Annotated in this window: 15 protein-coding genes; 6 read left to right on the forward strand and 9 right to left on the reverse strand. The window is 71.4% G+C overall.

Translation table 11 applies throughout. The annotated features are described in order from the left end of the window. Position 1: 1 nt before the first annotated feature. The 4 genes from ACIQR3_RS24390 to ACIQR3_RS24405 all read right to left on the reverse strand — a co-directional run bounded on the left by ACIQR3_RS24390 (position 2) and on the right by ACIQR3_RS24405 (position 3,603). Entirely contained in the window at positions 2-385 is a 384-nt protein-coding gene (locus tag ACIQR3_RS24390) for a DUF742 domain-containing protein (RefSeq protein WP_403542352.1), read from the reverse strand. After that, a complete protein-coding gene (locus ACIQR3_RS24395) occupies positions 378-1,202 on the reverse strand; it encodes a roadblock/LC7 domain-containing protein (protein ID WP_403542459.1) in 825 nt (274 codons plus the stop codon). The genes ACIQR3_RS24390 and ACIQR3_RS24395 overlap by 8 nt, the downstream gene beginning before the upstream one ends. 17 nt (positions 1,203-1,219) lie before the next feature. Beyond that, a complete protein-coding gene (locus tag ACIQR3_RS24400) occupies positions 1,220-2,362 on the reverse strand; it encodes an ATP-binding protein (RefSeq protein WP_403542354.1) in 1,143 nt (380 codons plus the stop codon). Between the two features lie 497 nt (positions 2,363-2,859). Next, positions 2,860-3,603: an SDR family oxidoreductase gene (locus ACIQR3_RS24405; RefSeq protein WP_403542357.1), complete on the reverse strand. Its 744-nt coding sequence runs from the start codon at positions 3,601-3,603 to the stop codon at positions 2,860-2,862. Positions 3,604-3,762: 159 nt separating this feature from the next. On the opposite strand from ACIQR3_RS24405, the gene ACIQR3_RS24410 reads away from it, so the two are divergent. Then, positions 3,763-4,713 (forward strand): LysR family transcriptional regulator, encoded by a 951-nt coding sequence (locus ACIQR3_RS24410; protein WP_403542358.1) that lies wholly within the window; start codon positions 3,763-3,765, stop codon positions 4,711-4,713. Between the two features lie 38 nt (positions 4,714-4,751). On the opposite strand, the gene ACIQR3_RS24415 is transcribed toward ACIQR3_RS24410, so the two are convergent. Continuing rightward, complete coding sequence (locus tag ACIQR3_RS24415; protein ID WP_403542361.1) at positions 4,752-5,204, reverse strand: DUF2690 domain-containing protein; 453 nt, start codon at positions 5,202-5,204, stop codon at positions 4,752-4,754. Between the two features lie 278 nt (positions 5,205-5,482). Between ACIQR3_RS24415 and ACIQR3_RS24420 the strand changes: the two genes are divergently transcribed. Continuing rightward, the gene (locus tag ACIQR3_RS24420; protein WP_403542363.1) at positions 5,483-6,472 is read left to right on the forward strand and encodes an LD-carboxypeptidase; all 990 of its coding nucleotides are present in this window, start codon (positions 5,483-5,485) and stop codon (positions 6,470-6,472) included. A 139-nt stretch (positions 6,473-6,611) separates the two neighbouring features. Continuing rightward, positions 6,612-7,256, forward strand: a complete 645-nt coding sequence (locus ACIQR3_RS24425) for a LysE family translocator (RefSeq protein ID WP_403542366.1) — start codon at positions 6,612-6,614, stop codon at positions 7,254-7,256. 80 nt (positions 7,257-7,336) lie between these two features. Here the strand turns inward: ACIQR3_RS24425 and ACIQR3_RS24430 are convergent, their stop codons facing one another. Beyond that, a complete protein-coding gene (locus ACIQR3_RS24430) occupies positions 7,337-8,032 on the reverse strand; it encodes a TetR/AcrR family transcriptional regulator (protein ID WP_403542368.1) in 696 nt (231 codons plus the stop codon). A gap of 101 nt (positions 8,033-8,133) precedes the next feature. Here ACIQR3_RS24430 and ACIQR3_RS24435 point away from each other — a divergent pair, with 101 nt between their 5' ends. Both ACIQR3_RS24435 and ACIQR3_RS24440 read left to right on the forward strand, forming a co-directional pair. Then, positions 8,134-9,291 carry an FAD-dependent oxidoreductase gene (locus tag ACIQR3_RS24435; RefSeq protein ID WP_403542369.1) on the forward strand — a complete coding sequence of 386 codons (1,158 nt, stop codon included), beginning with the start codon at positions 8,134-8,136 and terminating at the stop codon, positions 9,289-9,291. Between the two features lie 172 nt (positions 9,292-9,463). Continuing rightward, positions 9,464-11,125: a cellulase family glycosylhydrolase gene (locus tag ACIQR3_RS24440; protein ID WP_403542371.1), complete on the forward strand. Its 1,662-nt coding sequence runs from the start codon at positions 9,464-9,466 to the stop codon at positions 11,123-11,125. Here ACIQR3_RS24440 and ACIQR3_RS24445 read toward each other — a convergent pair. Genes ACIQR3_RS24445 through ACIQR3_RS24455 form a run of 3 tightly spaced genes read right to left on the reverse strand, consistent with a single transcriptional unit; the run spans position 11,097 to position 12,537 of the window. After that, positions 11,097-11,378 carry a DUF397 domain-containing protein gene (locus tag ACIQR3_RS24445; RefSeq protein WP_403542374.1) on the reverse strand — a complete coding sequence of 94 codons (282 nt, stop codon included), beginning with the start codon at positions 11,376-11,378 and terminating at the stop codon, positions 11,097-11,099. The genes ACIQR3_RS24440 and ACIQR3_RS24445 overlap by 29 nt on opposite strands. Positions 11,379-11,410: 32 nt before the next feature. Beyond that, positions 11,411-11,707 (reverse strand): DUF397 domain-containing protein, encoded by a 297-nt coding sequence (locus tag ACIQR3_RS24450; RefSeq protein ID WP_403542377.1) that lies wholly within the window; start codon positions 11,705-11,707, stop codon positions 11,411-11,413. Continuing rightward, positions 11,704-12,537, reverse strand: a complete 834-nt coding sequence (locus ACIQR3_RS24455; protein ID WP_403542380.1) for a helix-turn-helix domain-containing protein — start codon at positions 12,535-12,537, stop codon at positions 11,704-11,706. The genes ACIQR3_RS24450 and ACIQR3_RS24455 overlap by 4 nt, the downstream gene beginning before the upstream one ends. A 182-nt stretch (positions 12,538-12,719) precedes the next feature. Between ACIQR3_RS24455 and cbiE the strand changes: the two genes are divergently transcribed. Next, complete coding sequence (gene cbiE, locus ACIQR3_RS24460) at positions 12,720-13,946, forward strand: precorrin-6y C5,15-methyltransferase (decarboxylating) subunit CbiE (RefSeq protein WP_403542383.1); 1,227 nt, start codon at positions 12,720-12,722, stop codon at positions 13,944-13,946.

The raw sequence follows: 13,946 nt of genomic DNA on the forward strand, positions 1-13,946 counted from the left end.
GTCACGCTCCGAATTGGTTTCTCAGGCCGTCGAGCACAGCGCTGAGCAGTTCGCGGTCGACCCGTTCGGCGCGTGGGATGGGCTTTCGCACGAGGAGGAGACCGTCGTTGTCCAGCTGCGCCACCAGGATGCGCACGATGCCCAGCGGCAGCCGCGTGTGGGCGGACACCTCGGCCAGCGACAGGAAACCGTCGGCGACCAGGTCCGTGACCCTGCGCGCCTCCGGGGACAGCGCTCGGGTCGCGGTGGCCGGGGCGTTCTGCGCGGTCACCAGCGTGGTGTGCTCGTACTCGTGGTCCGGGGGCAGCGCACGCCCCTCGGTGATCACGAACAGTGGTACTAACGACCCGGTGAGTTCCGGTCCTTCGTCGGGTCCGTCATGCATCGCCGGACCTCCTCGCACCACTCGCGCCGCCCACGCCCAGCCGGGGCACGGCGTCGGCCAGCCGCGCGGTGAACCGGTCGATGTCGCAGTCGGGCGCCGCGGAGGCGGCCAGGAAGGCACCGTCCCCGGCCGCGATCAGGAAGATCCACCCGTGCTGGAACTCGATGACGGTCTGCCGCCACTGGAAGTCCGGGTCGCCCACGAACTGCGCCGTGGCCCGGCTGTAGGCCTGGATTCCGGTCATGGCCGCCGAGATGGTGTCGGCGAGGTCCTGGCCCATGCCGGAGGACGCCCCGCGGGGCAGCCCGTGCGAACCCAGCAGTACGGCGTGCCGGGCGCCCGGCACCTCGGCGATCACCTTGTCCAGCTCCGGCAGGACGAAGCCGGCCGGGGCGGTGCCCGCCGACAGCCGCGCGGCGTGCTGCTCCGCCTCGGCGGCGTTCTCCCCGTTCACCCTCGGCGGCGCCGTCAGGTTCTCGCCCAGCCGGGCGACCAGCCGGTGCATCCGGAAGGAGATCTGCTGGAGGTCGACGTCCGGCTCGGCGGCGGCGGCCAGGTACGCGCCCTGCCCCGCGCCGATCAGGAAGGCCCAGCCCTCGGTGAACTCGACGACGGTCTGGTTCCACCGCCGCTCGGCGGCCGGTCCGGCGAAGTGGGCGGTGGCCTTGGACAGGGCCTGCATGCCGGACATGGCGGCGGAGATGGTCCGCACGTCCTTCTCGGCCAGGCCCTCCGTGGCACCGCGGGGAAGGCCGTCGGCGGACAGCACCACGGCGTGCCGCGCACCCGGCACGTTGTCCACGATGTCCCGGACCATCCACGACATGTCTTGGTTCACGCCTCTTCAGACCCTTCGGGCGTCGGTGCTGCGAGGTCCCGGCCGCGAAGCGTGCCGCGCTGGAGCCCGCCCAGACCGCGGCGGGGAGCCCTGATGGGCGTGATCGGGCCGTTGCCCTCGTTGCCCTGAACACTCTCCACCGGAGCCTGCCGGGCCCCCCGCTTCGGCAGGCCGTGCGCCGTACGAGCGGCGGGCTCGGTGTCCTCGACGCGCCGGATTCTGCGTACCGGCGCCTCCTCGGCGGGCGGCGGTGTGATGTCCTCCATGGTCCACAGCTCCTCGGGCAGCAGGACGACGGCCCGGACACCGCCGTAGCGGGAGACGCCGGTGACATCCACCTTGAATCCGTAGTGGCGGGCGATCAGGCCGATCACCGGGAAACCGAACTTGGGCTGGGTCCCGAGCTGGGACAGCTGCGGGGGAGTGTCACCGGACAGCAGCGCGGTCGCCTTCTGGCGCTCCTCGTCGCTCATGCTGACACCGGCGTCGTCGATGATGATGCACAGGTTCTTCTGGACCTGCTGGAAGGTCACCTCGATCGGCGCGTCCGCCTGGGAGAAGCTGGCGGCGTTGTCGAGCAGTTCGGCGACCGCGAGGGCGACGGGCGCGACGGCGGAGGCCTTCAGCGCCATGCCGTTGTGCTGCATGACGGTGACCCGCGAGTAGTTGCGGATCTGGCCCTGGGCGCTGCGGACGACGTCGTAGACGCTGGCCGGCTGGGTACGGCGGCCCAGCGGCGCGCCGCACATGACCGCGATGCCCTGGGACTTGCGGGCCATCTGGGCGTTGGCGTGGTGGACCTCCAGCAGGTCGGCGAGCACGGGGTGGCCGCCGTACTTCTGCTGGATGCCTTCGAGGATCATGGTGGCCTCGGCCGTGAGGCTCTGCAGCAGGCGCGCGGCGCCCTTCAGCACCACCTTGGTGTTCTCTTCCGCCGTCCGCTCGGCTTCGCGGATGGCGGCGTCCTGCTGGTTGAGCACCTGTCGCAGTTCGTTCTCGCTGCGGGCGAGGCTGCCCTGGACGTCACCCAGCTGTCGCTTGGATTCCGCCAGTTCGGCCTCCAGCCGCCGCTTTCTCGCTTGCAGGGCTCTGCTGCGGACGAACAGGACCGCGGCTGTGGCGGCGGCTACAGCCGCCACCGCAACCAGGCACCATATGAGCACGTCTCGATTCATAGAAACCTTCCCGGCGCGTGGCATGCAGGCATCTGCGGACAGGCCTCGGGGGATCCGCGTGACATCCGCTGGGAGCTGCATCACCGCTGTCGCGCGATGCGCAGGCCGACCTCGGATCAGCACCTAAGCCGAGTGGATCAAGGTCGTGAACGCCGGAAGGCTATCACCGCGCGCCACCTTGAAAAGCGGCGCCCTCTATGCCCAAAAAGGCGGCAACGCGTCGGTCACGCGGGATTGTTGCGACGTGATCCGGCCATGGAGTGGCCGATTATCACCGCTTTGGCAACACGCCTCGCGCGCGGGTCGTGAATCTTCACAGAAAGGACATGAGGGCCCCGGCAACAGCCGTCCGCACTACGTCTTTTGACGCCAAGTGAGCCGATTTGGACGCTGCGCTGCCGACTGGAGCGCATATGCCGCAGGAAAATCGGCGCCGGACAGCGGTCCGCCGGGGCAGGCGCTCAGATCTGCGAGCCACCGCCGTCCACGGCGAGTTCGGCTCCGGTGGTGAAGGTCGCCTCGAAGGCGAGGAACAGCACGGCTCTGGCGACCTCCTCGGGCCTGCCCACCCGCCCCATCGGGTTCTCCGCGGCCATCCCCGCCTTCATCTGCTCCGCGGCCTCCCTCGGCATCGACTTCAGCAGGATCCCGGAGTCGATCGGGCCGGGGCTGACCGCGTTGACGCGGACCTTGCGGGGGAGCAGCTCCCGGGCCAGGCTGCGGGTCATCGACCGCACCGCCGCCTTTCCGGCCGCGTAGGCACTGAGCGCGGGAATGCCCAGGACGTTGGCGACGGAGGTGGTGAGCACCACGCCGCTGCCCTCGGCCAGCAGCGGGGCGAGCTTCTGCACCGTGAAGTACGGCCCCTTGGCGTTGACCGTCATCAGCTGGTCGAAGAGTTCCTCGCCGGTCTCCTCGAACGGGGCGAAGCCGTTGATCCCGGCGTTGGCGAACAGCGCGTCCACCGTGCCGAACTCGGCCTTCACCCGGCCGGCCAGCGCGTCGATGTCAGCCAGTTCCCCCGCGTCGCTGCGGACCGCGACCGCGTTGCCGCCGAGCCGCTCGGCGGCGGCGTCCAGGGCGTCCCGGCCGCGGCCGGTGATCAGCACCCGCGCCCCCTCGTCCACCAGCAATTGCGCGGTGACCAGCCCGAAACCGGTGCTGCCGCCGGTGATCACGACCTTCTTGCCCTCGTACTTGCCCATGACCAGGACACACTCCTCTTGCGCATACGGATCCGGTTGGATGGTCGGCGGGCCCGCCGGACACCGTCGAGTCAACCTCCGCCCTCGCCCGGGCGTCCAAGTCCTCTTCCGCACCCCGTCATGCGCCGGCGGTATGACGTACGGACGTAGGGTGGGGGCATGGCCGACAACGCCCCGCCCGTGGACCCGGACCTGGACCTGAGGCTGGTCCGGTACTTCACCGTCGTCGCCGAGCACCTGAACTACGCCCGCGCGGCCGAGGCCCTGCGCGTCGCCCAGCCCTCCCTCAGCCGTCAGATCCAGCGGCTGGAGAAGACCCTCGGGGTGCGCCTGCTGGAGCGCACCACCCAGGGCAGCACGCTCACTGCGGCCGGCGCCGCCTTCCTCCCCCGGGCCCAGGAACTGCTGTACGCCGCCCGGCAGGCCGCGCTGGCCGCCCACTCCGCCGCCCCGCAGCACACGATCACCGTCGGCTACGTCGAGGACCTCGTCATCACCCCGGCCGTCCGGGACCTGCGGCGCCGCCGGCCCGACGCCCACGTCCGCACCCTGCACCTGGACTGGGACGAGGCCCGCGCCCTGCCCGAGGGCCGGGTCGACGTGGTCGTCGCCCGCATGCCGCTGCCGATCCCGGCCGACGGCCTGGAGACGACCGTCCTCTACGAGGAGCCCCGCGCCCTCCTCGTCCCCGCCGGCCACCGCCTGGCCGGCAAGGAGTCCGTCACCCCGGACGACTTCGCCGACGAACCGTTGGTCGCCTGCGCCGGCATGGCCTCGGTGTGGACCGGCTTCTGGCGCCTGGAACCCCGCCCGGACGGGACCCCGGCCCCGCTCGGCCCCCTGCTCGTCGACACCTACGAGGACAAGCTCGAAGCGGTGGCCGACGGCCGCGCCATCGCCCTGGTCCCGTCCGGCGACCGCCGCAGCGCCCTCCGCGACGACCTGGCCACCGTGCCGGTGGAGGGCGTCGAGCCCTGCGAGGTGGTGGTCGTGAGCCGCCGGGACGAGACCAACCGGCTGGTCGCGGACTTCCGGGAGTCGGCGAGAAAGCTGCTCGTCGGGGGCGAGGGCGGGGGCGAGGACGCGGGCGGGGCAGCGGGCGCTTCCTGAGTACGCCGGTCAGGCGGCCCGCTGCCGGACCGAACCGCCTAGTACCACTTCTTCGTGCACGCCCAACTGCCGCCGACGCCGTCGTAGTGCTCCACACAGGGGCGGGTGGCGAGGCCGGCGTTCACCATCGCGCTGTAGGCGGCGTGGTTCGGGGACGCGTGGAACACGTACGGTTTGCCGTTCCTGATGTCCAGCTTGCCCCTCCAGGCGTCGTTCGCGGTGGATCCGAAGCGCGCCCACACGGCGTTGCACTTCTTCGAGTACCGCAACTGAACGGCCGGCCCGCCGCCGGCCGACCGGGCCACCGCCCCCGAGGGGGTGACGGCGTCCTTGTCGCAGCCTGTCGTGTGGGGGTTCTTGCCGTTGCAGGACGCCCCCGTGCAGGCGGCCGCGGGCGCGGCCGGGGCGGAAGCCTCGGCGGGAGCGGTCACGCCCAGCGCCAGGACGGCGAGGGTCCCCGCCAGGAGACGCGGAAGCCGGTGAGCAGCCAAGGAAACTCCTTTCCCGCGCTGTGATGGGACACAGCACGTCGCGTTCGCGTTCACGGGGTAGGTGATAACCGGCGCGTACGCCGGGTAGGCCGGGGCGGTGTGGCGGTCACCGCAAAGAGTGGATCGTGGCGCGGAGTTGACCCGGGGCGTTCCCCGGCGGCCTCCTGCCGGGGTTCCGGGGGCGCGGGATCAGGAGTGATCGCGTCGGGTAAGAACAAGCGGAATACCAGCGGCCGCCGCGTGGTTGTGCAGCCGTTGTCGATCAACAAGGAGGACCCGTGCCCACGATCCGTCGCCCCCGTGCGCTGCGTCCCGGCGATCTCGTGGTCGTCACCGCGCCCTCGGGCCCGCTGGAGCCCGGCGAGGAGCCGCTGCTCGCTCGCGGTGTGGCGGTACTGGAGCGGATGGGTTTCCGCGTACGGGTCAGCCCGATGGTCGACCCCGCGCGGCGCCGCTGGTGGGCGGCGGGCGCTCCGGCGGAGCAGGCCGCCGAACTCAACGCGCTGCTGCGGGACCCGGAAGTGCGGGCCGTCGTCGCGCACACCGGGGGCCAGGCGACCATCGGGTACCTCGACCTGATCGACCTGGACGCGATCCGGGCCGACCCCAAGCCGATCCTCGGCTACAGCGACATCTCACTGCTGCACATGGCGCTGTACGCCAGGACCAACCTCGTCGGCTTCCACGCCGACATCGCCACCCACGGCTTCGGCAGCGACTGGTACACGTTGGGCGACGAGGCCCGCCGGTCCGAACTCGTCGACCTCTACGCCCGTGTACTCACCAAGGCCGAGGCGCCGGGCGCGCTGCCGGCCGGAGGGACGTGGGAGACCTGGCGGCCGGGCCGCGCCCAGGGGCCACTGGTCGGCGGCCTGCTGAACCGCCTGGTCCAGGTGCAGGCGACACCGTTCGCGCTGGACGCCGAACGGTTCGACGGCGCCGTCCTGTTCTGGGAAGAACTGCAGCGGCCGGTCTCACGGATCTGGTGCGACCTGCACGCCTTGCGGCTGTCGGGTGTGCTGGACCGGATCGCGGGCATGGTGGTCGGCGTCCCGACCGAGGTCACGCCCTACGAGGACGGCGACGACCGGGTCGGCCTGCGCGACGTGGTGCTCGACGTCCTGGGGGAGCGCGACATCCCCGTCCTGGCCCAGGTCGACTTCGGCCACACCTCCCCGAACCTGCCCCTGCCCCTCGGCGTCCGCGCGGACGTGGACGCGGACAACCGGACCCTCTCCCTGCTCGAACCGGCGGTCGCGGAACGCTGAGCCCGGGCGTACCGCTGCGGCGCCGTATCCTGAAGCAGGTGAGGCGGGGCAGTGCCGACGCGCGTCGCCACTGCCCGTTCGAGCCGGGCGCCGCCCCGCTCCGGGCGCTGGTATCCGGCAGACGACCAGGAGTTGACCAGTGATCAGTCCGGCCGCGGTGGGGGGAGTGGCCTTGGTCGAACTGAGCATGGCCCTGACCCCGGGACCGAACATGATCCACCTCGCCTCCCGCGCGATCACCCAGGGCCGCAGGGCGGGCCTGGTCAGCCTGAGCGGGACCGCCGTGGGCTTCCTGTGCTACCTCGTGGCCGCGGCAGCGGGCCTGTCCGCGCTGTTCGCCGCCGTGCCGCTGGCGTTCACGATGGTCAAGCTCGCCGGGGCCGCCTACCTGGCGTACCTGGCCTGGGACATGCTCAGGCCCGGCGGCCGTTCGCCCTTCGCTCCGGGGCAGGACCTGCCCCCGGTCTCCGACGCCCGCCTGTTCTCGATGGGGCTGCTGACCAACCTGCTCAACCCCAAGATCGCCCTCATGTACGCCGCTCTCCTGCCCCAGTTCATGGACCCGAAGGCGGGCCCGGACTGGGCGCAACTGCTCCAGCTCGGCGGTGTGCAGATCATCGTGGGGATCTCGGTGAACGCTCTGGTCATGCTGGGCGCGGCGCGAGTGTCGGGGTTCCTGGCCACGCGGCCCCGCGTGATGACCGCCCAGCGGTTCGCGTCAGGCGGCCTGCTCGGCTTCTTCGCGCTGCGTACCGCCCTGTCCCGTACGCCTGCCTCGGCCTGAGCCACACCGGCACCCGTACCCGTACCCGCACCACCCGTACCCGCACCACCCGCACCGCGCCGGTCCCGCCTGACCCCTGCTCACTCGGTGCGGGTCACACCGCGGATGATGATCGCGACCTCCGAGGCGAACATCTCGGCGGGGTCGCTCTCGATCCCCTCCTCGAAGACGCGTCGCATCGTGGGGTACCGCCCGGTCGCGAGCCGCCGCCCGAGGTAGCCCCCGACCGACGCCCGCCACTCCGTCTCGTCGGTGCCGGTCTCCCGGCTCTGGCGCAGCTCGGTGACCTCGTTGCGGACGGCGCCGACCAGATAGGCGTTGAAGACGCCGAGGGCCGCCATGAGACGGTCGCCGCCGTCCGGCCCGAGGGCGCTCGCCAGGGCTGAGGCGGTGGCCTCCATCACGGCCAGGGCGTTGGGGCCCAGATGCGGGCGTCCGCCGATCAGTTCGACGAACCACTCGTGCCGCAGGGCGCTGTCCCGGGTGGCGACGGCGATGGTGCGCAACGCCGACTCCCATCCCGACGCGTCGCCGAGCGCGCCCGTGATCTCGCCGTACACGGAGTCGGCCATCAGGTCGAGCAGCTCGTCCTTGGTGGCGACGTAGCCGTACAGGCGCATCGGGCTCACGTGCAGTTCGGCGGCGACCTTGCGCATCGACAGCCCGGCCAGCCCCTCGGCGTCGGCCAGCGCGACCGCGGCCGTCACGATCCGGCCCCGGTCGACCGGCACGAGCGTCCGGCCACGCGGTTCGGGGCGCTCCCAGATCAGATCCACGGCATCACCGTACGCCGATCCATTACCGTACGGTGTACAGTTCTGTACGGCGTACGAAAACTGAGTAAGCCGAAGACCGAGGACTGGAGCGTGGAATGAGCGTGATCAGTAGGAAGAGTAGGAAGAGCAGGAAGACGGAGCCGCGGATCGCCGTCGTCGGCGGCGGGATCGGCGGCCTGGTGCTGGCGGGGATGCTCCACCGGCACGGAATCGCGGCGACGGTGTACGAACGGGATACCGCACTGCACGCCCGCGACCACGGTGGCAGCCTCGACCTGCACCCCGAGTCGGGGCAGCGTGCCCTGGACGAACTGGGGCTGACCGACGGCTTCCGGGCCGTCGCCCGGCCCGAGGGCGAGGACCTGCGGATCCTCGACCCGGCCGGCCGGGTCCTCGGCCGCCACGCCCCCGAGCCGGGCGACGGCACCAGGCCGGAGATAGACCGCGGGAGCCTGCGCGAGCTGCTGCTGTCGAAGGTGCCGGACAGCTCCATCAGCTGGGGGTGCCACGTGACCGGCGTCGAGCGGCTCCCCGCCGGAGGGCACCGGCTGACCTTCGCCGACGGGGCGCAGACCGACTGGGACGTCCTGATCGGCGCGGACGGCGGACGGTCCCGTGTCCGCCCGCTCCTCACCGACGCGCGCCCGGTCCAGCTGTCCGCCTACCTCCAGCTGACGATCACCGATGCCGACCGGCGCCGGCCCGGGATCGCGCGGTTCGTCGGACCCGGCAGCCTCATGGTCCTGGGCGACAATCTCAACCTGGGGGCGCAGCGGTCCGGGGACGGCACGATCCGTGTCTCGGTGACCGTTCGGGCCGACGACGGCTGGATCGGCCGGCAGCGGTTCGACGACGGGGAGTGGGCCGACACGGTGGCCCGGCTCCACGACCTGTTCGCCGGCTGGAACCCGGAACTGACCGCGATGATCGACGCCTGCGACCCCGGATCGCTGGTCGCCCGGAACATCGCGGCCCTGCCGGTCGGCACCCGCTGGCCCTCCCATCCGGACGTCACCCTGCTCGGCGACGCCGCCCACCTGATGCCGCCGGTGGGCGAGGGCGCCAACCAGGCGATGCTGGACGGCGTGCTGCTGGCCCGGGCGATCGCCGAGAACGCCGGTGACCCCGCCGCGGCGATCGCCGCGTACGAGGCCGAGATGTTCGAACGTACGGCGGCGATCGGAGCGGGCTCGGCGCGGATGGAGCAGATGGGGCTCGCGCCTGACGCGGCCGAGCGGATGGCCGCCTACTTCGGTTAGGGCCTGTCGTCCGGATCACGTCGCAGACGCGGGGCGGGGTGCGGGCTTACCCCGTACCCCGCGGCCACATGCTGTCGGCCAAGGCCGAGGGCTTGACGTGGACCTGTCGTACTGGCTTTATGGGAGCGCTCCCATAACCCTTCCGCTTCCTTGCCTCACTCCAGGAGCCGCAGTGAGAACGACAAGAAGCACGACTCCCCCCACCTCGACCGCCTTATGGACAGCCCTGATCACCCTCCTCGCCCTGCTCACCCTCACCCCGACCCCCGCCCACGCCGCCCCCGAACCCCCCACCGCCGCCGCCACCGGCCTGCACATCAGTGACGGCCGCCTCCTCGAAGGCAACGGCAACGACTTCGTGATGCGCGGCGTCAACCACGCCCACACCTGGTACCCCGGCGAGACCCAGTCCCTCGCCGACATCAAGGCACTCGGCGCCAACACCGTCCGCGTCGTCCTCTCCGACGGCCACCGCTGGTCGCGCAACACCCCCGAGGACGTCGCCGCGGTCATCGCGAACTGCAAGGCCAACCGCCTGATCTGCGTCCTCGAAGTGCACGACACCACCGGCTACGGCGAGGACGCCGCCGCCGGCACGCTCGATCACGCCGCCGACTACTGGATCAGCCTCAAGGACGTCCTGGCCGGCCAGGAGGACTACGTCATCGTCAACATCGGCAACGAGCCGTGGGGCAACACCAATCCGGAGGGCTGGACCGCTCCCACCACCGCCGCGATCCAGAAGCTCCGCGCCGCCGGCTTCGAGCACACCATCATGATCGACGCCCCCAACTGGGGCCAGGACTGGCAGCAGGTCATGCGGACCAACGCCCAGACCGTCTACGACGCCGACCCCACCGGCAACCTGCTCTTCTCCATCCACATGTACAGCGTCTTCGACACGGCGCAGGAGATCACCGACTACCTGAACGCCTTCGTCACCGCCGGACTGCCCCTCGTCATCGGCGAGTTCGGCGGCCCCGCCGACGCCTACGGCGATCCCGACGAGGACACCATGATGGCCACCGCCGAGCAGCTCGACCTCGGCTACCTCGCCTGGTCCTGGAGCGGCAACACCGACCCGATCCTCGACCTCGTGCTCAACTTCGACCCGGCGCAGATGACGTCCTGGGGCGAGCGCATCTTCCACGGCGTGAACGGCATCGCCGCCACGGCCGAGGAGGCCACGGTCTTCGGCGGCACCACGCCGGACACCCAGGCACCGACCGCCCCCGGCACGCCGGTCGCGTCGGCGGTCTCGGCCACCTCGGTCACTCTGACCTGGCCCGCCGCCACCGACGACACCGCCGTCACCGGCTACGAGGTGGTCCGCGTCAACGGCTCGACGGAGACGACGGTCGCGTCCTCCACGACCACCTCGGTCACCGTGCCGTCCCTGACCGCCGGCACGGCGTACACCTTCGCCGTCTACGCCAAGGACGCGGCCGGCAACCGGTCCGCCCGCTCCGCCACGGTCACCGTCACCACCGACGAGGACACCGGCACGCCGGGCGCAGCCTGCTCCGTCGGCTACCGCGTGGTGGGCGAGTGGCCCGGCGGCTTCCAGGGCGAGATCACCGTCCGCAACACCGGAACGGCGGCGGTGAGCGGCTGGACCCTGGGCTTCACCTTCCCGTCGGGCCAGACCATCACCAACATGTGGGGCGGCACGCCGACCCAGAACGGTTCCTCGGTGACGGTCGCCGCCGCGTCGTACACGGCGGCGATCCCGGCGGCCGGTTCGGTCACGGTGGGCTTCACCGGCACGAAGCTCACCGCCAACGCCGCGCCGACGGACTTCACCCTCAACGGGACGAGCTGCTCCGCGGATTGAACGGCCCGGTGAACACGGCCCACGCGTTCAGGGACACGGCCAGCGGCTGCCTGGCCGTGTCCTTGGAGTCGCGGACGAGAACGACGCCGTGGTGAGGCGCGACCTCGGCACAGTTGTCACCGGAGCTGCCGCTGTAGCTGCTCTTGACCCACGTGGAGAGGGAAGCCGCTGGACACACGGCGACCTCCACACAGTTACCGCCGCCCCCACCGCTGTAGCTGCTTCTGAACCAGTTGTGTTCGCCGTCGCTCATGGCGGCTCCTCGGTCACGGCGGGTGTTGTGCTCTAACGGTATGCGCCGCAGCGCCGGTCGAGGAGAGCGCCGGTCGCTGACTCGGTGAACGCGGCCCACGCGTTCAGGGACACGGCCAGCGGCTGCCTGGCCGTGTCCTTGGAGTCGCGGACGAGGATGACGCCGGAACGTGGGGAGACCTCGACACAGTTGTCTCCGCCGCCACCGCTGTAGCTGCTCTTGAACCAGGCATGCAGGTCGGTCTCGGGGCACACGGCGACTTCCACGCAGTTGTCTCCGCTGTCTCCGCTGTAGCTGCTCTTGAACCAGGCGGGCTTGAAGGTACTCATAGGGCTCCTCGCATCTCCGCCAGCAGGCTCATCGTGGCTTCGCGGCCGAGGGCCTGCGAACGCAACCGGCCGTAGCGCTGGAGCATTGCGCTGACATCTGCCGGTGACGTGATCAGGACGCTTGACTGCTGGCCTTCCGAGTACCCTACCCACTCGTGCCGAGAGGTCTCGGCCAGGTAGATCAGCCCGTTGACACCCGCGTGGTCGTACATCCGCAGAGGCATCACCTGAAGCTCGACGTTCCGTCGTTCGCCCTGCTCCAGCAGGTGATCGAAGAGGCAGCGCGTGACCTCGGGGCCGCCCATGTGCCGCTCGAGCAACGCTTGCTCGATGATGAAGCTGAAAGCGGTGTTCGGCCTGTCGGTCAGGAGCCGTTGCCGTTCAAGCCGTGCCGTGACCTGTCGTTCGATCTGTTCCTCGGCCAGCGGCGGCAGTCGTCGCTCGAAGATCGAGCGGATGTAGGGCTCGGGCTGCAACAGCCCGGGAACGGCCCGGCACTCATAGGTGTACAACGACACCGCCCCCTCCTCGATCCCCGCCCACTGCTGGAACCAGGAAGCCAGCCCCGCCGTCCGGGTCAGGCTCCGCGCCGCGGCCTTCAGCACCTTCGCGGCGACCGCGCCCAGCACCTCCTCCGACCGGTCCAGCAGGTCCCTCGGAGGGAACCGCTTCCCCTGCTCGATCTTGGCGATGTACGCGGCCGAATACCGCACCAGCGGCGCGAACTGCTCCTGAGTGAGACGGGCTTCCTCCCGCAGAGCCTTGAGTACCGCGCCGAACGTCTTCAGACTGTCCGACAGTTCCGGCTCGCAGCCGTTGTCCGTCGCCATCGCCGCCGCCTTCCACTGTGCCGGGCACTCATCGTCACGCACAGCGACTGACCCGGTCCAGCGAGTCAGCCCATACAGTGCGATCTGTATCGGCGCCGGACCTGTCGCCACCCAGGAGGGTTCCGCCCCGTAAAGTGCGACGTCGTCGCCCCGCACCCCCACAACCGAGGAACCGAGCCGCCGTGAACCCCGCCCCCTCCCCGCCCGTGACCGTCGTCGGGATCGGAGCCGACGGCTGGGACGGCATCCCGGACGCCTCCCGGGCCGTCCTGCGTGACGCGCAGGTCGTCATCGGCGGGCCGCGCCAGCTCGACCTGCTGCCGTACGAGTGTGGAGGGGAGCGGATCGCCTGGCCCTCCCCGCTGCGGCCGGCCGTCCCGGGACTGCTCGCCGCCCACGCCGGTCGCCGGATCGCCGTGCTGGCCAGCGGTGACCCCATGTTCTACGGCATCGGCCGCGCCCTCACCGAAGTGCTGGGCGCCGGTGCCGTGCACGTCCTGCCGCACCCGTCGTCCGTCTCCTACGCCGCCGCCCGGCTCGGCTGGCCGCTGGAGGACGTCGAGGTCGTCACCCTCGTCGGACGCCCCGCCGACCGGCTCGCCGCCGCCCTCCACCATGGCCGCCGGCTGCTCGTGCTCAGCGCCGACGCCACCACCCCCGCCACCGTCGCCGCCCTGCTGCGCGACCGCGGCTTCGGGCCGAGCCGGATGCGGGTGCTGGAGCGGCTCGGCGCTCCCGAGGAAGACACCGGCGAGCCGTCCACCGCCGACGACTGGACACGTCCGCCCGGCGACCCCCTCAACCTCGTCGCCGTCGAGTGCCTGCGCGCCCCCGGCGCTCCGCACCTCGGTGCCGTCCCGGGACTCCCCGACGACGCCTACGAGCACGACGGACAGCTCACCAAGCGGCATGTCCGCGCCGCTACCCTCGGTGTGCTGGCGCCCGCACCCGGCGAGTTGCTGTGGGACATCGGCGGCGGCTCCGGGTCCGTCGCGATCGAGTGGATGCGGGTTCACCCGTCCTGCCGTGCCGTCACCGTCGAGCGCGACCCAGCCCGAGCCGAGCGGATCGCCCGCAATGCCGGACGGCTGGGGGTGCCGGGGCTGCGGATCGTGACCGGCGCCGCGCCCGAGGCACTCACCCAACTGCCGGCCCCGCACGCCGTGTTCGTCGGGGGCGGGCTCACCGCGCCCGGACTCCTCGACGCCTGCTGGAACGCGCTCGCGCCCGGCGGGCGGCTGGTCGCCAACACCGTCACCCTGGAGTCGGAGGCGCTGCTCGCCGACGCCCGGCGCCGGTACGGCGGTGAGCTGGTCCGGCTCGCCGTCGCGCACGCCACTGCCGTGGGCGGCTTCACCGGGTGGCGGCAGGCGATGCCGGTGACGCAGTGGGCGGTACGGAAGGACTGA

The sequence above is a fragment of the Streptomyces sp. NPDC090994 genome (assembly GCF_044768905.1).
Taxonomy (GTDB): Bacteria; Actinomycetota; Actinomycetes; order Streptomycetales; family Streptomycetaceae; genus Streptomyces.